Annotated in this window: 21 protein-coding genes; 10 read left to right on the top strand and 11 right to left on the bottom strand. The window is 38.4% G+C overall.

The window, feature by feature from the left end; translation table 11 throughout:
• Positions 1 to 11 precede the first annotated feature (11 nt).
• Positions 12 to 530 (bottom strand): SCP2 sterol-binding domain-containing protein, encoded by a 519-nt coding sequence (locus L3V38_RS13120; RefSeq protein ID WP_237119704.1) that lies wholly within the window; start codon positions 528 to 530, stop codon positions 12 to 14.
• A gap of 80 nt (positions 531 to 610) precedes the next feature.
• On the opposite strand from L3V38_RS13120, the gene L3V38_RS13115 reads away from it, so the two are divergent.
• Positions 611 to 1,603 carry a peptidase U32 family protein gene (locus tag L3V38_RS13115; protein ID WP_237119703.1) on the top strand — a complete coding sequence of 331 codons (993 nt, stop codon included), beginning with the start codon at positions 611 to 613 and terminating at the stop codon, positions 1,601 to 1,603.
• An 8-nt stretch (positions 1,604 to 1,611) separates the two neighbouring features.
• Positions 1,612 to 2,481 carry a U32 family peptidase gene (locus L3V38_RS13110; RefSeq protein ID WP_237119702.1) on the top strand — a complete coding sequence of 290 codons (870 nt, stop codon included), beginning with the start codon at positions 1,612 to 1,614 and terminating at the stop codon, positions 2,479 to 2,481.
• Here the strand turns inward: L3V38_RS13110 and L3V38_RS13105 are convergent.
• A complete protein-coding gene (locus tag L3V38_RS13105; protein WP_237119701.1) occupies positions 2,478 to 4,196 on the bottom strand; it encodes a bifunctional protein-serine/threonine kinase/phosphatase in 1,719 nt (572 codons plus the stop codon). The two genes, L3V38_RS13110 and L3V38_RS13105, sit on opposite strands and share 4 nt — an antisense overlap.
• 324 nt (positions 4,197 to 4,520) lie before the next feature.
• Here L3V38_RS13105 and L3V38_RS13100 point away from each other — a divergent pair, with 324 nt between their 5' ends.
• From L3V38_RS13100 to L3V38_RS13090, 3 genes are all read left to right on the top strand, one after another.
• Positions 4,521 to 5,789: a nitrate/nitrite transporter gene (locus L3V38_RS13100; RefSeq protein WP_237119700.1), complete on the top strand. Its 1,269-nt coding sequence runs from the start codon at positions 4,521 to 4,523 to the stop codon at positions 5,787 to 5,789.
• Entirely contained in the window at positions 5,786 to 6,988 is a 1,203-nt protein-coding gene (locus L3V38_RS13095; protein ID WP_237119699.1) for an NnrS family protein, read from the top strand. Before L3V38_RS13100 ends, L3V38_RS13095 begins: the two co-directional genes overlap by 4 nt.
• A gap of 153 nt (positions 6,989 to 7,141) precedes the next feature.
• Positions 7,142 to 7,582: a putative zinc-binding protein gene (locus tag L3V38_RS13090; protein WP_237119698.1), complete on the top strand. Its 441-nt coding sequence runs from the start codon at positions 7,142 to 7,144 to the stop codon at positions 7,580 to 7,582.
• A gap of 16 nt (positions 7,583 to 7,598) precedes the next feature.
• Here the strand turns inward: L3V38_RS13090 and moeB are convergent, their stop codons facing one another.
• The gene (gene moeB, locus L3V38_RS13085) at positions 7,599 to 8,342 is read right to left on the bottom strand and encodes a molybdopterin-synthase adenylyltransferase MoeB (RefSeq protein WP_237119697.1); all 744 of its coding nucleotides are present in this window, start codon (positions 8,340 to 8,342) and stop codon (positions 7,599 to 7,601) included.
• Between the two features lie 183 nt (positions 8,343 to 8,525).
• Between moeB and L3V38_RS13080 the strand changes: the two genes are divergently transcribed.
• Together L3V38_RS13080 and L3V38_RS13075 are read left to right on the top strand one after the other, a co-directional pair.
• Positions 8,526 to 9,716: an alginate export family protein gene (locus L3V38_RS13080; protein ID WP_237119696.1), complete on the top strand. Its 1,191-nt coding sequence runs from the start codon at positions 8,526 to 8,528 to the stop codon at positions 9,714 to 9,716.
• Positions 9,717 to 10,014: 298 nt separating this feature from the next.
• On the top strand, positions 10,015 to 11,487 hold the full coding sequence (locus tag L3V38_RS13075; protein WP_237119695.1) for a NarK family nitrate/nitrite MFS transporter: 1,473 nt from the start codon (positions 10,015 to 10,017) through the stop codon (positions 11,485 to 11,487).
• A gap of 62 nt (positions 11,488 to 11,549) precedes the next feature.
• Here the strand turns inward: L3V38_RS13075 and mog are convergent, their stop codons facing one another.
• On the bottom strand, positions 11,550 to 12,077 hold the full coding sequence (mog, locus tag L3V38_RS13070) for a molybdopterin adenylyltransferase (protein WP_237119694.1): 528 nt from the start codon (positions 12,075 to 12,077) through the stop codon (positions 11,550 to 11,552).
• Between the two features lie 244 nt (positions 12,078 to 12,321).
• Here mog and nrdG point away from each other — a divergent pair, with 244 nt between their 5' ends.
• Positions 12,322 to 12,774, top strand: a complete 453-nt coding sequence (nrdG, locus tag L3V38_RS13065; RefSeq protein ID WP_237119693.1) for an anaerobic ribonucleoside-triphosphate reductase activating protein — start codon at positions 12,322 to 12,324, stop codon at positions 12,772 to 12,774.
• Between the two features lie 4 nt (positions 12,775 to 12,778).
• On the top strand, positions 12,779 to 14,584 hold the full coding sequence (nrdD, locus tag L3V38_RS13060; protein WP_237119692.1) for an anaerobic ribonucleoside-triphosphate reductase: 1,806 nt from the start codon (positions 12,779 to 12,781) through the stop codon (positions 14,582 to 14,584).
• Positions 14,585 to 14,624: 40 nt separating this feature from the next.
• On the opposite strand, the gene L3V38_RS13055 is transcribed toward nrdD, so the two are convergent.
• From L3V38_RS13055 to L3V38_RS13040, 4 genes are all read right to left on the bottom strand, one after another.
• Positions 14,625 to 15,278: a DUF542 domain-containing protein gene (locus tag L3V38_RS13055; protein ID WP_237119691.1), complete on the bottom strand. Its 654-nt coding sequence runs from the start codon at positions 15,276 to 15,278 to the stop codon at positions 14,625 to 14,627.
• A gap of 181 nt (positions 15,279 to 15,459) precedes the next feature.
• Positions 15,460 to 15,807 carry a DUF3024 domain-containing protein gene (locus L3V38_RS13050; RefSeq protein WP_237119690.1) on the bottom strand — a complete coding sequence of 116 codons (348 nt, stop codon included), beginning with the start codon at positions 15,805 to 15,807 and terminating at the stop codon, positions 15,460 to 15,462.
• A 234-nt stretch (positions 15,808 to 16,041) separates the two neighbouring features.
• Positions 16,042 to 17,121 carry a Fic family protein gene (locus L3V38_RS13045; RefSeq protein ID WP_237119689.1) on the bottom strand — a complete coding sequence of 360 codons (1,080 nt, stop codon included), beginning with the start codon at positions 17,119 to 17,121 and terminating at the stop codon, positions 16,042 to 16,044.
• Between the two features lie 555 nt (positions 17,122 to 17,676).
• Positions 17,677 to 18,261 (bottom strand): hypothetical protein, encoded by a 585-nt coding sequence (locus L3V38_RS13040; protein WP_237119688.1) that lies wholly within the window; start codon positions 18,259 to 18,261, stop codon positions 17,677 to 17,679.
• A gap of 111 nt (positions 18,262 to 18,372) precedes the next feature.
• Here L3V38_RS13040 and L3V38_RS13035 point away from each other — a divergent pair, with 111 nt between their 5' ends.
• Positions 18,373 to 19,692 carry a hypothetical protein gene (locus tag L3V38_RS13035; protein ID WP_237119687.1) on the top strand — a complete coding sequence of 440 codons (1,320 nt, stop codon included), beginning with the start codon at positions 18,373 to 18,375 and terminating at the stop codon, positions 19,690 to 19,692.
• Between the two features lie 98 nt (positions 19,693 to 19,790).
• Here the strand turns inward: L3V38_RS13035 and L3V38_RS13030 are convergent, their stop codons facing one another.
• The 3 genes from L3V38_RS13030 to L3V38_RS13020 all read right to left on the bottom strand — a co-directional run bounded on the left by L3V38_RS13030 (position 19,791) and on the right by L3V38_RS13020 (position 23,204).
• Positions 19,791 to 21,161: a HEPN domain-containing protein gene (locus L3V38_RS13030; RefSeq protein ID WP_237119686.1), complete on the bottom strand. Its 1,371-nt coding sequence runs from the start codon at positions 21,159 to 21,161 to the stop codon at positions 19,791 to 19,793.
• 1,011 nt (positions 21,162 to 22,172) lie between these two features.
• Positions 22,173 to 22,733, bottom strand: coding sequence for a tyrosine-type recombinase/integrase (locus L3V38_RS13025; protein WP_237119685.1), 561 nt, complete (start codon positions 22,731 to 22,733; stop codon positions 22,173 to 22,175).
• A 51-nt stretch (positions 22,734 to 22,784) separates the two neighbouring features.
• Positions 22,785 to 23,204, bottom strand: a complete 420-nt coding sequence (locus L3V38_RS13020; RefSeq protein ID WP_237119684.1) for a DUF2787 domain-containing protein — start codon at positions 23,202 to 23,204, stop codon at positions 22,785 to 22,787.
• Positions 23,205 to 23,211: the final 7 nt, after the last annotated feature.

Raw genomic sequence — 23,211 nt, 5'->3', positions numbered from 1 at the left:
TGCTGCCTTTTTTATGGAAGCGTTTCGATATAGTGTGTTAGTTCGTTAAAAAGCCAAGTTGGTAAACTATTATGTGGCTCTTGAGTATCTAGCCAGTTTTTAACGGTAAGGCACAATTCAGTATCGCCTTGAATGGTTAACTTACGAGAAAAGAACAGTGTATCGGGATCATGCTTACCACTTATTAAGCATAAAAATGTGTCGCTACTACCAGTTAGTTTTCCATCGTACTTTATGCTTTTTACTGGGAGTTGATCCTGCTTTATCGTGTACACTTGCAATTTTTTGCTCGTCGGCTCTAAAGAAATCAATAAGGTTAGTGGGAGGTTACTTACCTCTATGCATAACTGTTTATCCGCTAAAAAGTCCAATTCTCCTTCTGCAGTGTGTTCTTCAAACACCTTATTTAAATGCTGAGTTACTAACCAATTTATACTTGTAGTTGGTGCTATATGAGTAACACGTGTTAGCCATTTGGGGGTAAAAAACAGCTGCGCTTTATGCTTCAAAATATCATGTAGACTAATCATATTAGTAGATTACCTTGTAAGGTTGGTTCACTTACCATTATTGATAATTTATTCACTAGTTTAAATAATCAGGAGTGGGTATGGAGCTGCTTTGCCCCGCAGGTAATTTACACTCATTAAAAAAAGCCATTAACAGTGGTGCTGATGCTGTTTATATTGGCTTAAATGATGATACAAATGCACGTCATTTTGCTGGCCTTAATTTTAATGAGCAGCAACTCAGGACTGCCGCTGAATATTGTCATCAACATCACAAAAAATTACACGTCGCAATTAATACCTTTGCCCATCCAAATCAATTTAATCGTTGGCAATATGCTATAGAGCAGGCTGTTTCTGTTGGCGTTGATGCCTTAATCGTTGCTGATATTGCTGCGCTTGATTTCATTGCGAATTACCATCCTAAGCAAGAGGTTCATGTTAGTGTTCAAGCGTCTGTAACAAATGCACTAGCGATTGATTTTTATAAACAGTTTGGTGTTAAGCGTGTTGTTTTACCTCGAGTATTGAGTATTCAGCAAGTAAGGCAGCTTGCGACAACCACGGATATTGAGCTTGAGTTATTTGCGTTTGGTAGTTTATGTATTATGGCTGAAGGGCGCTGTTATTTATCATCTTATTTAACAGGAGAGTCACCTAATACGACGGGGGCTTGTTCACCCGCTAAGTTTGTGCGTTGGCAGCAAGAAGGTGAGCGAATGCAGTCTCGCTTAAATGGGGTGCTAATCGATCAATTTTCTGAGCACGAACAAGCAGGCTATCCAACTTTATGCAAAGGACGCTTTGTTGTGAATAACGAGATGTACCATGCGTTGGAAGAGCCGACTAGTTTAAATACGTTGTCGTTATTACCAGAGCTGTTAGCGATGAACATTGCGTCAGTAAAAATAGAAGGAAGACAGCGTAGCCCTGCCTATGTAGAACAAGTTACTCAAGTATGGCGAGCGGCGATTGATCAAGCAAAAAAAGACAGTCAGCTTTTTTCTATTGAGCCGCAATGGCAGGCAACATTAGGTCATTTATCTGAGGGGCAACAAACAACATTAGGTGCTTACCACCGTAAGTGGAAGTAGAGGTCGCTATGAGTAAATTAAAAGTGGCCGTTGGGCCTGTATTATTTTTATGGCAAAAAACGTATCTAGAGCAGTTTTATAATAAGGTAATGCTCTCGGAAGCAGAATGTGTGTACTTGGGTGAAACGGTGTGTGGAAAACGTCGCTTGGCTCGCTTAAATGATTATCTGGTATGGGCAGAGGAATTAGCGAAAGCGGGAAAAGAAGTCGTGCTTTCAAGTTTAACCCTGCTGGAGTCAAGTGCACAGTTGCAAGATCTCAAACGATTAAGCAAGCATAAGCAGTACTTATTTGAAGCGAATGACTTGTCTGCAGTGCAGCTGCTTTATCAATTAGGGCTCCCTTTTGTGATTGGCCCTGCTATCAATGTTTATAATGGCTATACACTGGCTAAGTTTGCAAAAATGGGGGCTGTTCGTTGGGTAATGCCTGTCGAGCTATCAAAAGATTGGCTATTAGCACTTCAGCAAGAATATGCACAGCTATGTGATTTACCCATGCAGTATGAAGTGTTTAGCTATGGATATTTGCCATTGGCATATAGTGCACGTTGTTTTACGGCTCGTTATTACAACCTAGCAAAAGATCAGTGTGAACTTATTTGCCAAAAACACCCTTCAGGGTTAATAACTCAAAGCCAAGAAGGACAAGCTCTATTTAATTTAAATGGTATTCAAACCATGTCAGGACAAATTTATAATTTATGTGAAGATAAAGCTTCACTGAGTGATGTGGCACATGTTGCTAGGCTAAGTTTTCATAATATGGATGAGCTCAGTTGGATAGAACACTTTGTATCTGATGAGGTCTATCAGCGACCAAGCGAACATATAAATGGTTTTTGGCATCAAATTGCAGGAATTCAATGCCAACTTTAATGTTGGCTAAATAAATACAAAATAAGTGCAAGGGTAATAAACCAAAAGCCACTGACCATCTTCCAAAATAATAGACTACTGGCTTCTTTTGGTTCAGGTGTTGGTTTTAAAAATGCAGGGTTAGGTGTCGTTAAATCTTGTAGCAGTGCCTCAACGGTTTGATAGCGCTCAGTTAAGTCAAAGCTGACTCCTTTTTGAAGTGCCTTATCAAACCAAACAGGAATAATAGGGTTGTATTTACTCGCACTTTGGTAACGTAATTTATCGTAGTCGGCCATTGTGGTGCATTGTTCAATTTTATCTGTGTAGGGAAGTTGCTGAGTAAATAGTTCATAGCAAATAGTTGCTAAGCTATATACATCCCCTTGTATGGCTGCATTATGCCCGCGCAAATAGTTAGGATCTGAATAACTTGCTGTGCCCAATGCCCCTTGATGTTCTATTGGCTGATAAAGCTCTGCGACACCTGCAACAAAAACAGAGCCAAAATCGACGAGTTTTATCGTATCATCATTTAAGACCATGACATTACCAGGTTTTAAATCTTGATGAATAGCATCGTTTTGGTGAAATGCCTCTAATGCTTTAGCTATTTGCCTTACAATGGCAATTGCGTGCTTAGGTTTCAATGGATAGTGTTGATTAAGCCAGTCATCTAAGCTGATGCCATCAAGCCACTCCATTAAGTAATAAAGTGCGCTGCGAGGGCGTAAGTGCTGATAAACCTTAACAACATAGGGTGAATCTATTCGACTACCTATCCATTGCTCTTTTATGAAACGATCAATGTAGTGAGTGTCATCATCAAAGTTTGCTGATGGTGTTTTCATGGCATAACGCTGAGCAGTTAATTCATCTTCCACTAAATAGAGTTGGCTTCGAGAAGAGGCAAAGAGCTCTTCAATAATTAAGTAACCATCTAACTTCATACCTGCTTTGAGTGGTGGCGGAAAAGGCAGCTTGGTTAGTTCAGCGTTTAACTCATCTTCATTTTGATGAGCTAAACTTTTTATTTTAACCACAACACAACTTATATTGTCATCACTGCCTTGCTTTAGGGCTTCTTTGCATAGCTGCTCGGCAATGTATGCTGCTGATTGATTGCTATGTAAAGCCTGTATCAGAAAGTGTGTAGGTAGAAAGTCATGCACACCATCAGTTGTGAGTAAGTAAACATCGTCCTCTTGCAAATCACTACAGCTATAATCTATGTGTAAATTATTATCCATGCCCACCGCACGGGACAAGAAAGACTTGCCTTGTCCTAAATTGGTCGTGTGATCAGCGGTTAGTTGCTCAAAACAGGCTTTTCTTAAACGGAAAATACGACTATCACCAATATGGAAAATATGTCCATGATTTCCTTTTAAAATCATACTGCTTAGTGTTGTTAAATAGCCTTTGTTATCGTGAGAAAATTCATGACTTTTACGAAAAAGTCGTAAATTAATGGCCGAGAGAACTTGTTTACCACTGTGGCTAACAGACCACGTGTCGGGTGTTTTAAAGTACTCGCTAAAAAAGCGTGTAATGGCTGTTTCACTTGCTTCTTTTCCTGCTTCGGCTGAACTTACACCGTCAGCTACACAAAACGCACTTCCTTTCACATCCCTTAGGTATTGGTCATCGGGAATTAATACGCCTGCGTAATCTTCGTTAACTTCCTTAATACCCGATAAGCTTTGAAAGCCTGCGTCGACATGCGTGCTATACATAGTGTGTTTTAAATTTGTGAACAGTAACAAAATAGTGCAAGAAAAATAGCGAAGTGTTCAACCTGTTTTCAATTTAAGATGCTAGGAATAGAGCCAATATTCGCAATGCTTGATTTATTAATACCACTTTTTAGGTAGCTGAGTTTTTGCATAAGTTTTTGAAAATTATGATTATATTCTTATTGTTTTGAGCAAATAATAAAAAGCTAATTAAATTTATGGCATTGTAGGTAGTTTGGCTTAATTGCAGCTCTGTTTAGGTAGAATGGCAACATATACTAATCTAAATGATTTTCTATTAATAATCATAAATAGAGGAATCGCATGCCAACGCCAGATGCTAACCGTGGGTTATTATGTGCCACTTTTGCTTTTGCCGCTAATTTTTCAGTTTGGACTTTATATGCGGTGATTGTATTACCCTTATCATCGTTGTGGCAGTTAACAGTGACGGAGCTTGGTGCTTTACTGGCAGCTCCAATGTTAACTGGGGCGTTATCACGTATTCCCTTTGGTTCTTTAGTCGATCGCTACGCAGCTAAAAAGCTTTTTGTTATACAAATGCTAAGCTGTGTGCCCGCATTACTTTGCTTGTATATCGCAACAAATTATTACCAATTACTGTTTTTGGGCTTGTGGATTGGTGTCAGTGGGGCTTCCTTTACTATAGGTATTCGCTACGTGTGTGACTTCTTTCCACGTGGCCAACAAGGTACGGCTATGGGAGTATTTGGGGTTGGCAATGCAGGAGCTGCCATAACCTTAGTATTTGCACCTTGGATTATTGATAATTTTGGCTGGCACTGGGTGGGGCCTGTTTACGCGGTTGGGCTCGTTTTTGTTGCTCTCTTATTTTGGTTTTTTGCACCTTCCCAGCCAGTTCATGCTATGCAATTGGATACACAGCAAAGAACTTGGTATCAGTTATTGCATGATTCACAAATTTGGCGCTTGGGGCTTTATTATTATTTTGTTTTTGGTTCGTTCTTAGCGCTGCTTTTATGGCTTCCATACTATTATATTCAGGCTTATCAATTATCAATAACACAAGCGATGGCTTTTACCTTGTTTTTCGTTGCAACCTCATCTGTTGTTCGCGCGTTAGGAGGATGGTTTGCTGACAAATATGGCGGTCGAAGTGTGAATTGGAGTGTATTTTGGGTGTGTTTGGTTTGCTTATTTTTTCTAAGTTATCCACCTACAACAATGACTATTCACGGTATTAAGCAAGATGTTTACGTGTCTTTTTCAATAAATGTGTGGGTGTTCACATTTCTTTTGTTTGTGATTGGTTTAGCGCAGGGGTTTGGTCGGGCGAGCGTTTTTAAAATGCTCCATGAAAATTATCCTAATGAGATGGGGCATGCTGGAGGTTTCGTTGCCGCAATCGGTGCCTTAGGTGGGTTCACGTTACCTTTATTATTTGGTGCTGTTGTGGATGTTTTTGGTTTTTACAGTGCCACGTTTATGTTGCTTTATGCGGTATTAGCTGTGTGTATGATGCTGATGTATTTTGCTATTAAGGCTGAAAAATTTCGCCGCCGATTAAGTGAAGCTGCCCAATATAATTTTCTGGAAGATGAAAGCTTATGAGGAATCACGCTAATAAAGAACAGGTAAAAACAGAGTCCGTATTTTTTCAGCTTGCATTTCGGCCTTTATTTTTCGCTGGTGGCCTATTTAGTTGTATTGCATTAGTTGTATGGGGGCTTGTTTTACATGGGAAGTTGTTATTTTCTCCTTATGGTGGCGTACTGTTTTGGCATAGCCATGAAATGTTATTTGGTTTTGTGTGCGCTGTTATTGTGGGGTTCTTATTAACCGCCGTGCAAAATTGGACTGGAGTTCGTTCTATTCATGGAAAAAAGTTATTACTGTTAACAAGTCTTTGGCTTTTGGCGCGAATTGCAATGGTATTGCCTTTTGTACCGAAGTGGTGTGTATTTGTGATCGATATGTCTTTTTTACCTTTGGCCGGTTATTGGTTAGCCCAACCAATTATACTCAAAGGGCAAATGCGTAACCTCTTTTTTGTGCCTATTCTTTTAATGCTTAGTGCAACCAATTTGTTGATGCACTTAGGTGTCGTTTTAGGTGTATTTGAACTGTATCAACATGGTTATATGTCTGCAATTTTATTAATTACATTACTAATGAGTGTACTCGGCGGACGGGTTATTCCGTTTTTCACTGCAAATGCAACACAGACTAAAAAGGTGGTGGGAAAGGCTTGGTTAGAAATTGCTGCGCTAGGTAGTACATGGGGAATGTTCTTTTTATATTTTTGTGGACTCATTTATTACATTGCAGATGAAGTCGTGGGCGTACTGTTTGTTATTTGTGCTCTATTGCATTGTTTACGAGCTGCACGTTGGCATTTCTTTAAAACATTATCTATTCCTTTACTTTGGAGTTTGCATTTAGCGTATTGGTTTATCCCGTTAGGTATTCTGTTAATGGGGGCTGCTTATTTATTTGAGTTGTTATCAATTTCAACCGCTTTTCATGCTCTTACAGTTGGGGCTATGGGAAATATGATCTTAAGTATGATGTCGCGGGTGAGTTTAGGTCATACGGGTAGAAAATTAATTGTTAAACATGCCATTATTTTTGCATTTGGCGCCGTATTAGTTGCTGCATTACTGCGTGTTTTTGGAGTGCTAATTGATGCTGAGTTAACTTTATACTTCATTTCACTTTCAGTGATCACTTGGTGTATTGCTTATGGTCTATTTAGTTTGGTCTATTTTCCAGTCTTAACTCAACCAAGAGTTGATGAGCAGAGTAAGTAATGACTTTTACACAGTTGATTTAACGCTTTATAGGTAGCGTTCTATACCTCTTTTATGATGATGTGTTTTTTGCCCACATTGATGTGGATCAAGTTTACTTTGTGACGTTATTACTAAGCTGCTCTTTCCCGTTTCAATTGAGTAAGGAAAACGATGAAGCAGCAATTACCTGTTTTATTAACGTGTGCTGGTATGTGCCACGAAGCTGAGTTAGCAGAAGATATTGCACAGAGTTTATATCAGCAAGGAAAGGTCGATAAAGTGTCCGTTGTAGCAATTACTGCAGGCTCGTGTATACATCAGCAAAAAGTAAAGGAAGCATCCAGTATTGTGGTGTTTGATGGTTGCGCTCTTAATTGCGCGAAGTTAAGTTTAGAAAAGTTAGCGATTAGTGATGTGTATCATTTCGATATCTCAAAGCTCTTGCAAAAAGTATCATGTGTTGGAGAAAAGCCATCACTGCTTGAATCCTTACAAGTTACACAAATGATTAACCACACGCTTTTCTCTGTGTTACCTAAACAATATTCATTAGGTAAAGGCAAAGGTGCATCTGAAGATATTATTGCTATTTTCCCATGTGCAGACCGTTAAAGTTAATTCGTTTACTTTAACGGTCTGCACATACGTTGCACTGCGGATTTTTCTTAATTTTAAACGTTTGAAAAGCGAGTTGATGGGCATCATAAAGAAGCAGTGAAAGCGAGCAGGGCTCTATATTTAGTAAGCTTTTAATTGCTTCAGTTGCTTGCAATGAACCTATTGTTCCGACAACGGGTGAAAGTACGCCAGCTTCCATGCAGCTTAGTGAAGGCTCTTTAAAGAAGCTCGCCACACAGGCATAGCAAGGGTCATCGTCGCGCATAGGAAAATGAATAACCTGTCCTTCCATTCTAATCGCTGAGCCTGAAATTAGCGGTATTTTCTTTGACCAGCATAATGTGTTTAGTAAAAGTCGGGTTTGAAGGTTATCGCTACAATCAATGACAACATTAACTGAATTTAAAGTGGGCTCATCTGAGTGATCAAACTGCTTATTGAAGGTATTGATCTCTACTTGGCTATTTAATTTGGCTAATTGCTGTTTTGCGGTTTCTACTTTTGAATGACCCACGCTTAATTCGGGGTAGAGTATTTGTCTCTGAAGATTGGTTATATCAACGGTATCATGATCAAAAATAGTGATCTTACCTATTCCTGCGGCGACTAAATACTGCAAAACAGCACATCCTAAACCACCCGCTCCAACAATTAGGGCATGGCTATTCATTAAGGTTTCCTGACCTTCTTCCTGAACTTCTGGCAGTAAAATATGGCGGCAGTAACGCATCGTATTCGAGCTATCAAGTTGCATGTTTTCATCCTTCTTCTCAACGGTAGTACAAGCCTACATTAAACAGGGGAAGAGCTGTTATACCTCTTTGTGGGTGGTCATGGTTATGGTGGGTAAGGTTATGAAATTATTGATTTAAATCAAAATTTGCTAGAGGGGCAGATGTAAGCTAAGCGCAACTTAAATGCATAGCAAGGTAATGACATGAAAACACAATTATCAATTTTAGCATCGTTAGTAACAGTCGGTTTAAGTACGCACGTAAACGCCGTTGAGAGTGATGGTATTCAGAGCATGTTAAAGAATGGCCAAGTGCAGGGGATGTTGCGTTATAGATACGAAAATGTTGAGCAAGATGGATTAGCTGAACGAGCTCATGCTTCAACATTATTAACGCGTTTTAATTATAAAACAGCCACCTTAAAAGGGGTTTCAGCTCTGTTAGAGTTTGATAATGTCACGCAGCTAGGTAACGACAACTACAATAGCACTGTGAACGGAAAATTAGATCACCCTGTTGTGGCTGATCCAAAAGGAACCGAAGTAAATCAAGCAAGCTTACAATTTAAAAATGAACAGTGGCAAATTACTGCTGGCAGACAACGTATTAACTTAGATGACCAGCGATTTGTAGGGGGAGTTGCTTGGCGTCAAAACGAGCAAACATTTGATGGGTATCGAGTCATTTATAAGCCGACATCTTCAATAAAGTTTGATTATAGCTATATATATAATGTTAATCGTATTTTTGGTGAAGACAGTCCAAACAGTGATTTACATGGAAAGCTACATTTTGGTAATGCGTTATTTCAAGTCAGGCCAGAATTTAATATGAGTGTTTTTGCATATCTTTATGATTTTGATAATGCACTCACTATTTCAACACAAACAATTGGCTTACGCGCTACGGGACAGTTTTCAGAGTCACTTTCTTACACTTTGAGTTATGCCATGCAGCAAGACTATGCTGACAGCCCTCAGTCATTTGATGCAGACTACTTTTTAGCTGAGTTTAAAGGCAAGGTTAATCAGGTAGGTTGGAAGTTGGGTTATGAATTGCTGGGTTCTGATAATGGCATCAGTTTTACCACACCTTTGGCAACAGGGCATAAGTTTCAAGGTTTTGCAGATAAGTTCCTGAATACGCCTAATGTAGGTATTGCAGATCTTTATTTTGGGATTAATGGTGAATTAGCCAAAGTGAAACTATCAGCGACGTATCACCGTTTTGAAAGTGACGAACAAAATATTGACTTTGGTGATGAGCTTGATGTAACAGCACTGTACCCAGTATCGAAGGACTGCAATCTATTGTTTAAGTATGCGCACTACAATGCGGATGAGTTTGCAACAGATACTGATAAGTTATGGGTTATGTTAACTCATAAGTTCTAGCCTTTATTTTTAACTGACTACTGTACCCTGCAATTCAAAAGCCTCTTCGGAGGCTTTTTTTGATGATTAATAAAACCTATCTACTTTTATTCAGTTTTTTGCGCTGTAGGTATAAAGCTCCTCCTAAATGGGTAGTGAGTATAGGTGGGTAAAGAGATCGCGCTTCAAGGCAGAAAAAATAAGGGAGTAGGTCTGTTTTTGTTCACCTTAAAGTAACTGTTATTCATTGATTTGCATCAATTCTTTTTAATCTTGCCAACCGAAAATGATGTCAGTAACCCTATCTTTGGAGAAGACAATGGCAAGTGAAAAATTTAATATTTTTTCTTTTCGCGGAAAAATGAAAGTATTACATCTAAGCTGGCTCGCATTTTTTATTACCTTTTTTGTTTGGTTTAATTTTGCCCCCTTATTGCAAGCGGTAAAAACAACATTAGGCCTAACAACCGAACAAGTTAAAACCTTACTTATTTTGAATGTGGCGTTAACGATCCCTGCTCGGGTGATCATTGGCATGCTAACAGATAAATATGGTCCACGATTAGTTTATTCATGCTTGTTGGTTATCAGCTCGATACCTTGTTTTATGTTTGCTTTTGCAGATAGCTTTTTACAAGCTGCTATTGCACGCTTTCTACTTGGTTTTATTGGTGCTGGTTTTGTTATTGGCATTCGTATGGTATCTGAATGGTTCCCACATCATGAGTTAGGTACCGCAGAAGGCATTTATGGGGGATGGGGGAATTTTGGGTCAGCGGCTGCGGCTTTTTCACTTCCTACCCTTGCATTAATTTTTGGTGGTGATGATGGCTGGCGTTATGCAATAGGTGTGACGGGGCTTCTTAGCCTTATATTTGGATTTATTTATTATGCTAACGTGACTAATACACCTAAAGGCTCAACCTACTTTAGGCCAAAAAATTTGGGGGCAATGGAAGTCACATCAAAAGGTGATTTTTTTCTACTTTTAATCATGAAAATTCCAATGTATGCAGCGCTGGCTTTGTTAACTTGGAAGCTCTCACCGAGCGGTGTCGGTATGCTAGATGCGAACATTGTTAACTTTATTTATGGTGCATTGGTTGTACTCTATTTATTTGAAGTTAAAAAAGTATGGGCAGTGAATAAAAACGTATTCGAGCAAGAAGTGCCAGAACTACATCGTTATAGTTTTAAGCAGGTGGCCGTGTTAGATATTCTTTACTTTACTAATTTTGGTTCAGAATTAGCGGTTGTTTCAATGTTGCCACTCTTCTTTGCTGATACTTTTTCGCTGGACCCTGTTATGGCAGGGATGGTTGCTGGTGCTTACGCATTTATGAACTTAATGTCTCGCCCTGCGGGCGGTTTTATTTCTGATAAATTTGGTCGAAGAACAACATTGTTGATCTTAACAGCGGGCCTTGCTGCTGGTTATTTTCTAATGGGGATGGTTAATGCACAGTGGCCGTTATGGCTTGCCGTTGTTACAGCTATGGCATGCTCGTTCTTTGTTCAGTCGGGTGAAGGAGCTGTCTTTGCTGTTGTTCCCTTAATAAAACGTCGCTTAACAGGACAAATAGCGGGTATGACAGGAGCGTATGGTAATGTAGGAGCTGTAACGTTTTTAACCGTTTTATCATTAGTCGATTACGCAACCTTTTTCTATGTCATTGCAGGGACAGCTATGATTGGTTTTGTCACTTTGTTCTTTATGGATGAACCAAGAGGGCAAATAGCTGAAGTAAGAGAAGATGGCACCGTTGAATTAATTGATGTCTCACATAAATAAACATTAATCCATTTAAAAGCCAGCATAACATTATGCTGGCTTTTTGTTTATATAGTGTGGTTTTAGCCCTTAGGTCTAAAAACCTGAATGACAGAGTCATCACATTCCAAATAAGGCCCCTCAAGTAAATCAATACAATAGGGAATAGCTGGGAAAACGGCATCAAGGCATTGACGAATTGCTTTTGGCTTACCTGGTAAATTGATAATCAACGAACTGTCTCTGATCCCCGCTGTTTGTCGAGAGAGTATCGCCGTTGGCACGTATTTTAAGCTTTCTAGGCGCATTAACTCACCAAAACCTGGCATCATTTTGTCACATACAGCTTCTGTCGCTTCTGGGGTCACATCACGTTTTGCCGGACCTGTTCCACCTGTTGTAATGATCAGAGTGCATTTTTCGTTATCTGCAAGGTTACATAATGCACTTTCTATTAAAGGTTGCTCATCTTCTACAAGTTGATAGCAAGCTTGCCACGGCGAGCTTAGATAGCTATTTAATGCTTCAGCAATACTTGGCCCTGATAAATCATCATATTGCCCACGGCTAGCGCGATCACTCACGGTTAAAATACCAATTTTTGTTGTCATACCTGCCTCACTGTTCATTTATTTATGGGCACTTTAACAAAGCCATAGCTAAAGATAACTCCTCATTAGTAGGTAGTTCTTGCTCGAGTTAAACCAAGGCTTAGTAATAAATTATAACTACCTATTTTGTGCGTAAATTGACCGTGTGATTTATTGATTTAGATCAATAAACGAATTGGCATTAAACACCTCAAATACTATATATTGATTAAGATTTAATTTTCAACACAATATATGGTGTTTTATGTTTAAAGTGCTAAAGCCACAGATTTGTTTTCAAGAAGTGCCTAATGAGGTGGCTCTTGGTTTTATCTGTACGGGCTGTCCTCTTAAATGCCGTGGTTGCCACAGTGTTGATACATGGGATCCAAAACAAGGAGAAGACTTAACTAAGGCACGTTTTGAGGCTTGGATCGCACGCTATAGACAATTAATAACATGCATTGTTTTCTTCGGTGGTGAGTGGCAAGAGCGTTGTTTAATTAGTTACTTAAAAATAGCTAAACAACAGGGGCTAGCAACCTGCTTGTATACGGGGCTAGACGACGTATCTCATAGCTTGAAAGCCGAGCTTACTTACTTAAAAACAGGCCCTTATATTCCCGAGTATGGTGGGCTTGCAAGTCGTACTACTAACCAAAAGTATATTGAAGTTGCTAGCGGAAGATTACTTAACTCATTATTTTTAAAAGGATAACAAGATGTCTTTACTTACCTTAGAACAGTTAAAAGAAAAAATGCATTTCATACAAAACTATACGCAGGCAACAAATGCTGCTGATGGCTCTACAGTGGATGCAAACGCCAATGTGACATTAAAGAATGTAGCAACACTGGAGTCTGAAATTATGAAAGACTACTTTATTCAAGTTAATCGTTCACAAGTTGCTGGCAAAATAAAAGAGCTTTATGGCGAACAGTTGAGCCAAGAGTACATTAGGCAAATAGAAAACCATGAAATCTATGTTCACGATGAAACCAGCTTAAAGCCATATTGCACATCAATTACTATGTATCCTTTTTTGCTGGATGGCTTAACTAAACTAGGTGGAGAGTCAAAAGCTCCTAAGCATTTAGAATCATTCTGCGGTAGCTTTGTTAATTTGGTTTTTGCTATTAGTGCACAATTTGCAGGGGCAGTTGCCACGGTCGAGTTCTTAATGTATTTCGATTATTTTGCCCGAAAGGATTATGGCGATAATTACTTAACGACTCACCCACACGCTATTAAAAATCATCTTCAACATGTGGTTTATGCACTAAACCAACCTGCTGCAGCAAGAGGTTATCAAAGTGTATTTTGGAACATCTCTTTGTACGATGTTGAGTACTTTAATGCAATGTTTGGTCATTTTGTCTTTCCAGATGCAACGCCTGCTAACTGGCCGACCGTAAAAGGCTTACAACAGTTCTTCTTGGACTGGTTTAATGATGAGCGCAGTAAAGCTATTTTAACATTTCCCGTTGTTACAGCTGCAATGCTTGTAGAAAATGAAGCACCTAAAGATAAAGAGTTTGCGTTAATGTGTGCAAAAAATCTGAGTGAAGGTGGGTCGTTCTTTATATATCAATCTGAAAACCCTGACTCTTTAGCATCTTGCTGCAGACTCAGAAATGAAATTAATGATCACAGTTTTTCATATAGCCTTGGAGCGGGCGGGGTTGCTACAGGCTCAATCAATGTCATCACTTTAAATATGAATCGTTTAGTTCAGGATAATCGTGACTTAAAAGCAGAAGTCGAGAAAATTCATAAGTATCAAATAGCTTATAGAACTTTAATGGAAGAGTATTTTCAAGCAGGGATGTTGCCAGTTTATGATGCAGGATTTATCTCGTTCAAAAAACAGTTTTTAACAGTGGGCATTAATGGTTTAGTTGAAGCAGCCCAATATTTAGGATTACAAATAAATACAGGCGATGCATATAAAAGCTGGGTTAAGGAGCAACTTAAGGTTATTTATCAAGCTAATCGAGCTGCAACAAAGGAAACCGGATACTTATTTAATACAGAGTTTGTTCCTGCTGAGAACTTAGGTGTTAAAAATGCGAAGTGGGATTTAAAAGAGGGTTATGAAGTTCCACGTGATTGTTATAACAGTTATTTTTATATTGTAGAAGATGAAACGATTAATCATCTCGATAAGTTTATTCTACATGGTAGTGAAATGGTGGAGTATCTGGACGGTGGCTCAGCACTGCATTTAAACTTAGATGAGCACTTAGATGTGCATCAATACTTAAAGTTATTGAATATTGCCGCTAAAACGGGGTGTAATTATTTCTGCATTAACGTACGCATCACAATTTGTAATGACTGTGAACACATAGATAAGCGCTCGAATCAACGTTGTTCAAATTGTGGATCAATCGATATTGATTATGGGACACGAGTGATTGGTTATTTAAAAAGAGTATCGGCCTTTAGCCAAGGACGCCGTAAGGAGCATACTTTAAGGCATTATCATCGAACTAAAAATAGCGTCGCAAACAGAAAGTCGGCATAAATTAAAGCGCTTCAATTGAAGCGCTTATTGCTGAGGAGCTTTATTGTTCGATAAATAAAATATTGTTTTCTAAGTGTATATGCTCTTTTAAGTCATAATAAAGTTGCTCTACACCAACATACAACGCTTGCCACGAGCTACATACCCCATCAGGCGGTGTGAACTGATGTGTAATATCAGCGAGTTTCTCTAATGCTTTAGCATGCTCTAAATGTTCAGCCTCCATAACTGAAATAGGCCCCGCAGGATAAAAGCCGTTCATAAGCAGTGGGAATAGAATTTCTTCTTCTTTCATCATATGTTCTTGAAGCTCAAACTCCATCGAAACAAGGTGTGATTCCAGTTCTTTTGGAAGTTCTGGGTGATCAGAATGATTGAGCGTAATCTTCTTTATGAGCTGAATTAACTCTGGAAACTGTTGCCTATGTTTTTCGTGAAAATTGTCAATAATGTGCGTAATAAGTGAAGCTGTAGGTTGAGCACCCCACATTAAATGATTAGCCAACTCTTTTTGCAGATCTAATGCATCAAGCTGTGATAAAAATGAGTCATGGTTAATGTTGATACTCTTTAAAGTCTGCCTTAGAGTTTGTTGCCCGTTAAAGCAATAATCTAGCTTATTTTCATCAAATAAACGCGTGGCACCAGGAATAGTCGCTGCAAGTTCACCAATTGGTTTGTCTAAAAGTGACATAGTTAAAAGCCTTGAACCGTAAAATGGGTGCTTCTAATCTAAATAAGCAAACTTTGAAATGAAATTACCCTAAATGGATAGAAGTAGATAAGAAAGTGAGTATTTGGTAATCGTTTTTGAAGTGACTATCAAATACTCGCGACTGTAAGCTTTATAAATTTAAAAGAAAGTTGCCAGTGAGCTAACCCCAGAAGCAGCCATATTGGTCACTCATTACAACCTGCATAGCTGACTCTATATTTTTAGCTACTGGGGTAGGGTCGTAGCCGTGCCATTTTAAGTCGCGCTTCATCCAAAAAATTTTCCACTGCTTCTGAGTCTTCACCCACGTCAACTTGGCATTCTCAGTGTCGATATATTGAGTTTTATCACGCCAGTTTTGACGACGTTCATAGATATACACCGACTGATTGTCGATGCGAAAACCAATGTCAAATTCATTACGAACATTCACAGGTGGGCGGTGTTTCTCGAGTGCTTCGCCTACTACTTTCTCAATGTGTTTAATTTCAAATTCACTGATTGCCATTGTTATTTACCTGTTTTATTACCGCCACCCTAAATATAAGGTAGTTGGTTTTTTAGTTCTGTGTCTAAGACAAAAACTAAGTATCACCATAGTAAGTGCCTACTTTTACGACTTTACTATTTAACTTTTTTAGTTCGTGTTTTTTCTTTGTTTTTATTTCTCGCTCAGTATTGAACTTTGCTAATGTACGATGTTGTTATTAGGCATGATGCTCTCAAAATTAGTAATAGAGGCCTAACCGTGTGCGATTAGTAAGGTGCACAAGGGCTCGTTAATGTAGTAATTAGCACGGCCTACTTTTTGTTTGGTCAAAAAGCCATGATCTACCAACTGTTCTAAATACTTGGTGGCGGTAATACGAGTTACACCGAGTTCTTCAACAATAAAGTCTATTTTGGTGTAGGGGTGGTTAAATAGGTTGTTGAGTAAATCTTGGCTGTAAATTTTAGGAAGCTGCTCTCTAATACCGTGTTTTACTTCTGCCATAAGGGTTTTCATGGCGGTGATAAGTGAAATAGTGTTTTGTGCAGTATCAATGACACCATCAAGCATAAACTCTAACCAAGGCTCCCAATTGCCAGTGTCGCGCACGGCCTGTAAGTTAGCGTAGTAATCAGCCTTGTTCTGAATTACAAATCGGCTTAAGTAAAGCACGGGTAAATTCAGTAAATCTTTGGTGACTAAATATAAAATATTTAAAATACGCCCCGTACGGCCGTTGCCATCGTAAAACGGGTGAATGCTCTCAAACTGGTGATGAATAATGGCCATTTTCACCAATGGGTCAGCATCGCATAGTTCATCGTTATTGATAAACTGCACAAGGTTATCCATCAGCTTTGTAATTTCATCGGCGTGTTGTGGGGGGGTGTAAACCACTTCACCAGTACGTGCATTTTTTAGGTCAGTACCAGGTAGCTTTCGTAGACCCGCATTGTTATGTTCTAGGTTTTTTTGTATTGCGAGTATATCATCAAGACGAATAAGTTTGCTTTTACGCGCGGTTTCGAACCCTTGCTTTAAAGCGACGGCATAATCTTGTACTTCTTTTGTAGCGGGGTTAGTCACCGCTTCTTCAAAAAGGTTTGCTTTATAGAGTTCATCGTGTGTAGTTACGATGTTTTCTACTTCAGAGCTGTCTTTTGCTTCTTGTAAAGAGAGCGTATTAATCAATATAGCTTCGTTAGGTATGCTAGCTGCGATGCCTTTCAATTCAGCTAGATGTCGATGGGCGGTGGCGGCTTTTTTTAAAACAGCACGGGTTTCCCATTGCTCAATATTTACAAGCGGTAAAAGCTTAATATTAGTAGACATAGATAATTTTTATCCTTTTTTATACATGCCAGTGTTGTTATGTATAAATTATTCAGAAAATTATACATAACCTACATAACATGTATAGTAATTCCATTTATTTATATACGTTATCTTATGTATAGCTTCCCAAATATCTCTAGCTCTCGTTGAATAAAACAATGCCATTTTAAATTTGTTTTTACTGGCTCTAGTTTCTACTTCGGCTTATGAGCTTTCAGTACACCTGATAATGCGATGAATCGACGACGATTACTTAGTATAAAGCGAAGTTGTCAAACACGTTTCTTCTCCTTAACGTTCATATACCCATATTTTAAAGCTTAATAAGATGGTTTTGGAGAGCACTCAGGTCTACACTTGAATCGATGTAAATGGGTAATTGTTATGAAGGTTAAAAGCAAAAACCTAGCAAAAGCTAGGTTTTTAAACTGTTAAAAACGGGTTGTACCAAGCGGAAACTCTACTCTATATTCTGAATTTGAATATTTAAATTGCAGTAAGGTCTTTTAATTTAAGGGTTGTGTGTGAGAATGTAGAGTGGTACCCACCAATTTACCCACCGCCTGGGGGTTGCTTAATTCCAGAAGGCAGGTGATCTTCAATTACTCTTTTTATTGCAGAATGTTCTATTGCTGGCTTATTTTGTTTCGATTCCACCTTCTCACCTGTTTGGTTGTTATGTGCTCTCAATTGTTCTTTTAGTGAGTCGATTTCTGATCGTAGTTTACTGTTTTCTTCTAATACTTCTCTTTCATGTTCAGAGGTTTGTCGGTTCTGATAGTTTAAAAGTAACTCTTCCAAAAACTCTGCTTGTGTGAATCTATGAAACTTTGCTTGTTCAGCGAAATTCTGTTTGATATCCGGGTTCATTTGTATTGTAAGGGGTTTTGTTCCTCTTTTGGCTCTACCTTTTTCGACTTCCCATGCATTACGAATCTTTTTTAAAATGACGGCCCTTTCATATCTATCTGGCCACAAGCTATCAGACTTTGTTTTTAAATCTGAGCAAAATGAAGCTTCGCTCCAGAAATTGCTATTTAACAATTCAAATATCTTCGGGTACGTCCTTCTTACATGGTGGTAAACCCATTTAGCTTGTTTTTTATCTGTGGGTTTGAGCCAGGACATTGATGGCATTCGTTAAGCCTTGGTTTAAATAAGGAAACACTATGTATGCTTCAAACTTATGACAATGTCAACTGACATGTTAAGGTGGGTTATAAATACTACCTATTTTTAAAGGTGTTTATGCAAGCAGCTATCGCCGTATTGAGGTCAAAAAACTCGTTTCCTACACCAGAGATTAAATACTTTGTAGTTCATTTATGCTTTTTGATTAGTGAATCAGGAGGCAGCTATCAGTTCACCAGTGAAAGGGAACTAGCTCGAGATATGAATACTTCTCTGAGATCTGTGCAAGATAGTGTTCGGTATTTGAGCGAGGAAGGACTGATTGAACTTGACGAATATTTTAACAGAGAGATAGGAGTAACTACGAACATACAATTCACTCAAAAGTTCAATGAGCTATTCGCTGAGTACTTAGACCATATACCAAGCCGAAGTATTTATGCATTAGAAAATCTATTTTCATCGCAGCAGTTTTTAACTTTATCTAAACGTTCAGCTGTGAAATTGTACCTTTTGACGCTCATTGTGCATTCAGATGAATTTGGTGTAACTCAAAACCTCTCAATTACAGATCTCACTCAACTATTAGGGAGGTTTTCCAAGGACAGGCTTCACTCTCAATTGGCAATTCTGAAAAAGGCGGGATATATAATTGACTACTCACCCGGCCGCTCTTCGAAGATTTTGTTTGGAAAAGTAAAGAGTCAGTATTTATTAGAACAATCGCAATTCAGGAGGCGAAAGGAAAGCAACAGAGAGTCCAAAACCTCAGTGGTCTTAATTGTACAATTTAATCATCCCGCTCATGTTTTTAATAAACTGGCTAGATTAGCGTCGATTATTGCTAGAACTGAAAGCTTTGCAGATGTGGAAAGTAAAAAGTTAGCAAGTTTAGTAGAAGAGCTGTATGAATCTAGTAAGCGCAAATTTAGTAAGTGTACAATATTCCAAATACTGAAACTTACGGAAGAGCTTTGGAACACTGAAATGAAGGCTAATCAGCTGCAAGCCTATGCATCTCGAATCGCTTTAGACGTACTTACAGATTCTTGCTGGACACAACCGACGATTGAACAGGTTCAATCGAAGTTAATCATTGAAGAATTATTTTCAGAACAGTTTTTAAAACAACTAGTACATGAGACTTTTTGCTTTGAAGACAACGTTAAGTTAAAAACCTCTCCACTAAAAGAGCAACCAGAAATTTTTTGTAAGTTAAAAGCAAAAATGGAGTCAGTATTCAATGCCGGATTTACTGAGGATAAAGTAATAAGCCAAGATAAACTTAAACACGCGCGTGTCCTCATGCAGCTGATTTTAATTAGCTGTATGTATACTGCAAGCCGTTATCTTAAGCTACTTCCAGAGGCAAAGAAAAATGAAAAAGTTGCACGATTCTTCTTTGGGCAGGAGTACTTTACTATTCGCTTACAATGATGATTGGAGGTAAAAAAGCTTTTTAATAATGATATACGTTTCAAATACGTTTATTTTGAAAGTGAAAGCGGCGCAGTTGGGAACCGCTTTCAATGCAATTATTTTTCTAAAGGAGTGTTATCACCCCTGGCAGATCCATACTGATTTATTTTTATCCACTTCAAAAAGTCTTGATGTGACTTAAAGTTCTTTTTAGAAAAGCTAAGTATTATCTTCTTAGCCAATTTCTCTATTGAAAGTACTTCCGAGTTCTTTGCTTTAGCTCCTGTATGAACAATTTTACTACGAATGCCATAAAGCTCTTTGATTTCCTTCTCAATAGACAAGCAGCTATCTAAGTCATCACCAGCCAAAAATGCTGCACGTTCAGATATTTTTTGATTGATACTTCCTTGTGAAGCAAAGCCACCTGTAGGCTCGTCACCAACTAGTAACGACTCTATTGAGATTGCAAAAAATAAAAACTGCTCTTCATAAATATCTGAATTTATGGCCTTTCCAAACCAATTAACTGATTGAAAAAGCCTTTTGTCAATCTCTCCATTTTGATTTATACAACTCAGTAAACTTGAATAATCTGGGGATGAAATTAAATCAATCACATTATTGTCGATAAGATGATAGGTTGTTTTAGCTTTCTTTGGTCGAAGTACTTCCATAGCTTCGTTAATACTCTCACTAGCATCGTGACCAGACGTTAAGAAACTGTACTCCAGTAAATATTCAGATTCCCGGAAGGGGTCATCATTTTTATAGAACTCATAATAAACTTGGCTATCACCGGATTCTGCCCCATAAGTTGAGATCTTTCGCTTACGTAATACTTCAGTTTCTTTATTCCTTGAATGCCAATTATCAACGTAATGATTAGTTCTAAATTGAGTAGTACCAACAATAAAGCTCAATAAATTACAGGCATAAGAGGTGGCTAGTTTAGCGATCTCTAGCGACCTTTTGTGATCCGTAACCTCTTTAATTTGAAAGTAGCTGCTACACTTTTCTAAAGCATTAATACCATGTTGATAGCTATGCAGTGAATCATGATCACTTATTATTGACGCTAAAGTTCCCTGGTTGCTTTTATAGAGCTTTCCGAACCCAAAATCTATAGAATCAGCCCTAAGATCCAACCCCTGGATTGGGATGCATACTGTTCTCTCTTTAGTATTTCTTTTTACAGACTCAATTAGCTCTTCACACTTTATATTGATTGTTTCTTTAGCTTTTTTAGCTATCAAAATATCTGCTAAAGCAGATGAATAGTATCCTTCAAGAAGTTGACGGCTATTTTGGGGAAAAAGGCGATATAAAGAGTTTACACTCTCTTTATATTTCTTATCGTCCCACTTTGTAATTGAATATTCCTTTCCATATAATCGAACTTGCTTGATTGACATATCGTCAGTTCCCTGTACAAGTTCAAAAAAGGGCAATGCTTTATTAAAATTATTTATTAACTGCTTAACCATTATTACTCTCTGCAAGTTCCTTTTTTAAATTTAAATATGAGTTTTGTAACCCACAAATCCACCCTGATTAAATTCTTCTTATAAAACAATGAGTTCCTAGTTGACAAAAGAACAATATGTAACTTTGCTTTCCAGCTGATAACTCCAGAGCAGGCTTCATGAGAAAACTCATTGTTTTAAATAGGCGCTACCCGAATAGGTCATTTGTAACAGGGGATCTTCACGTCAAGGCGCAGGCTGTTAATAGTAATATACTGTATTACTAATCCAATACTAGATATCCCATTTACCCAATAATAAAAAATACTCATATCTCTCAGGTTATAGATTAACCATAGGAGGTATGAAATGAGAACTGTAAACACACCAACATTCAATGGGTACCCAGTCCAATCAAACAAAGGTGAGCTATATGAAGAAATTCTTTTGAAGAACGAATATGTTCTCACACAGGCGTTGCGTAGATACAGTCGAGTAGCTGCTCTCAGGTTTGATTTGAGGTTTCCTGCAGACTACCAGGGAGACTGTGAGGTGATTTCTAAATTTATAGATTCTTTACGATTTAGGATTAAGGTCGATGTAGCTGCGAAAAGCCAAGCTAGGAACAGGAACCTGTCGTGCGAATTAGGCTATGTATGGGTAAAAGAGAAAAATCGTTCGATGAATTGGCATTATCATTTAGTCATCTTTTTAAATCATGATGTATATAGCTGCCTAGGTAACATCAATAGTCACAATTCGAATATGTATAGCCGTATATTAGAATCATGGGCCAGTGCGCTTGGGATATCGATGGCAAGTGCTATGGGTTTAGTTCATGTCCCAATTAATCATAGGTACAAAATTGATACGAAATCGTCCACCTTCTATACTGATATCCAAGTTTTATTACATCGACTAAGTTACTTTGCCAAAAAAGCGACTAAGCCTTATAACCCAGCAAAAAAACAAAGGTTCTACGGTAGCAACGTTTTGCAAAAAAAAGAGTCAGTTCTAGCTGACTCTTTCTGGTTATAGCTCCAGCTCACTAAAATCCTTGTCAATCACATCCTGGGTAATACCGATATAACGAAGCGTTACTCCTTCGGAACTGTGCCTGAGCATTTTCATGACTCGGGCAATATCATTTGTTTTCTTGTACAAGTGATACCCCCTGGTTTTGCGCATCGAGTGAGTTCCGAGTCGAACACCTGCTTCTTCCCCTACCTGTTGAAAGGCTTTTGCGACAGCTTTTCTCGTTAGGGGCCTGGGCTCACGGTTTATCGATTGCTGGTTGCGGAAGGATTGAAAGATATATACATGCGATGGATGCCTATGTCTGATATCGTTAATCAAGATTTGCGTCTTAGTGTTTAACTTTATCTCGGCTTTCTTGCCTGTTTTACCCTCAATTAGAATTAAACGGTCATCCACAATATCGTTAAATTTGAGTGATAGTAAATCAGATATCCTTAGGGCAAGGTTAAGTCCAACATTCCAAATGTCAGCCATTTGCTTCGAACAACGAATTTCAAGCAAGTGACTTATTAGTTTTATTTTATCCAAGTCTTTTACAGCCTCAACTTCAGCCATATTAACCTCCTTAAATAAAAACGCCGGCTATATAGCCGGCGAATTATGCTTTCAATCAACACTTACGCTTACCTGATAACAGTCGTTCGCGTAATACGCAATAAAGTTAGAAATGAATAACGTCAGTAATTCCTTAGCATTTCGATTCTGCAGCCATCCGATAAATACATTGAATACTTGCTTAGAAATGAAACACACATCTATTTCTTTAACTAGCTCAGGAAAAGTACCCCCCTGATAAGAGAAGTCTGTTATGTAGACCAACTGCCACAGTTCATTTTGTTTCTCCAGGCGTATTTCAACTGGGTGATAGCCACCATTGTCTGAAGAGTAATTTGGATCGCGGAAGTTAAGAGTGACACTGTTAAAGTCACCTTTCGGTAGTGGGGTACCTGTAAGTGATTGATTGATAATTTCAAATAATTCAATGGGTACAGGAAGTCCCTGTACTTTATTAAAGTTCAGTTTCATAGTTTTA

The organism is Pseudoalteromonas sp. L1, assembly GCF_021728095.1.
Taxonomy (GTDB): domain Bacteria; phylum Pseudomonadota; class Gammaproteobacteria; order Enterobacterales; family Alteromonadaceae; genus Pseudoalteromonas.
This window is presented reverse-complemented; position numbering and strand designations above follow the sequence as displayed.

Excerpts from the sequence above, each read along its gene's own strand:
- L3V38_RS13105 (WP_237119701.1), bottom strand. The coding sequence starts at position 4,196 with ATGTATAGCACGCATGTCGACGCAGGCTTTCAAAGCTTATCGGGTATT.
- L3V38_RS13075 (WP_237119695.1), top strand. The coding sequence starts at position 10,015 with ATGGCAAGTGAAAAATTTAATATTTTTTCTTTTCGCGGAAAAATGAAA.
- L3V38_RS13115 (WP_237119703.1), top strand. The coding sequence starts at position 611 with ATGGAGCTGCTTTGCCCCGCAGGTAATTTACACTCATTAAAAAAAGCC.
- mog (WP_237119694.1), bottom strand. The coding sequence starts at position 12,077 with ATGACAACAAAAATTGGTATTTTAACCGTGAGTGATCGCGCTAGCCGT.
- L3V38_RS13110 (WP_237119702.1), top strand. The coding sequence starts at position 1,612 with ATGAGTAAATTAAAAGTGGCCGTTGGGCCTGTATTATTTTTATGGCAA.
- moeB (WP_237119697.1), bottom strand. The coding sequence starts at position 8,342 with ATGCAACTTGATAGCTCGAATACGATGCGTTACTGCCGCCATATTTTA.
- L3V38_RS13120 (WP_237119704.1), bottom strand. The coding sequence starts at position 530 with ATGATTAGTCTACATGATATTTTGAAGCATAAAGCGCAGCTGTTTTTT.
- nrdG (WP_237119693.1), top strand. The coding sequence starts at position 12,322 with ATGTTTAAAGTGCTAAAGCCACAGATTTGTTTTCAAGAAGTGCCTAAT.
- L3V38_RS13095 (WP_237119699.1), top strand. The coding sequence starts at position 5,786 with ATGAGGAATCACGCTAATAAAGAACAGGTAAAAACAGAGTCCGTATTT.
- nrdD (WP_237119692.1), top strand. The coding sequence starts at position 12,779 with ATGTCTTTACTTACCTTAGAACAGTTAAAAGAAAAAATGCATTTCATA.
- L3V38_RS13035 (WP_237119687.1), top strand. The coding sequence starts at position 18,373 with ATGCAAGCAGCTATCGCCGTATTGAGGTCAAAAAACTCGTTTCCTACA.
- L3V38_RS13040 (WP_237119688.1), bottom strand. The coding sequence starts at position 18,261 with ATGCCATCAATGTCCTGGCTCAAACCCACAGATAAAAAACAAGCTAAA.
- L3V38_RS13050 (WP_237119690.1), bottom strand. The coding sequence starts at position 15,807 with ATGGCAATCAGTGAATTTGAAATTAAACACATTGAGAAAGTAGTAGGC.
- L3V38_RS13045 (WP_237119689.1), bottom strand. The coding sequence starts at position 17,121 with ATGTCTACTAATATTAAGCTTTTACCGCTTGTAAATATTGAGCAATGG.
- L3V38_RS13080 (WP_237119696.1), top strand. The coding sequence starts at position 8,526 with ATGAAAACACAATTATCAATTTTAGCATCGTTAGTAACAGTCGGTTTA.
- L3V38_RS13090 (WP_237119698.1), top strand. The coding sequence starts at position 7,142 with ATGAAGCAGCAATTACCTGTTTTATTAACGTGTGCTGGTATGTGCCAC.
- L3V38_RS13030 (WP_237119686.1), bottom strand. The coding sequence starts at position 21,161 with ATGGTTAAGCAGTTAATAAATAATTTTAATAAAGCATTGCCCTTTTTT.
- L3V38_RS13055 (WP_237119691.1), bottom strand. The coding sequence starts at position 15,278 with ATGTCACTTTTAGACAAACCAATTGGTGAACTTGCAGCGACTATTCCT.
- L3V38_RS13025 (WP_237119685.1), bottom strand. The coding sequence starts at position 22,733 with ATGGCTGAAGTTGAGGCTGTAAAAGACTTGGATAAAATAAAACTAATA.
- L3V38_RS13100 (WP_237119700.1), top strand. The coding sequence starts at position 4,521 with ATGCCAACGCCAGATGCTAACCGTGGGTTATTATGTGCCACTTTTGCT.
- L3V38_RS13020 (WP_237119684.1), bottom strand. The coding sequence starts at position 23,204 with ATGAAACTGAACTTTAATAAAGTACAGGGACTTCCTGTACCCATTGAA.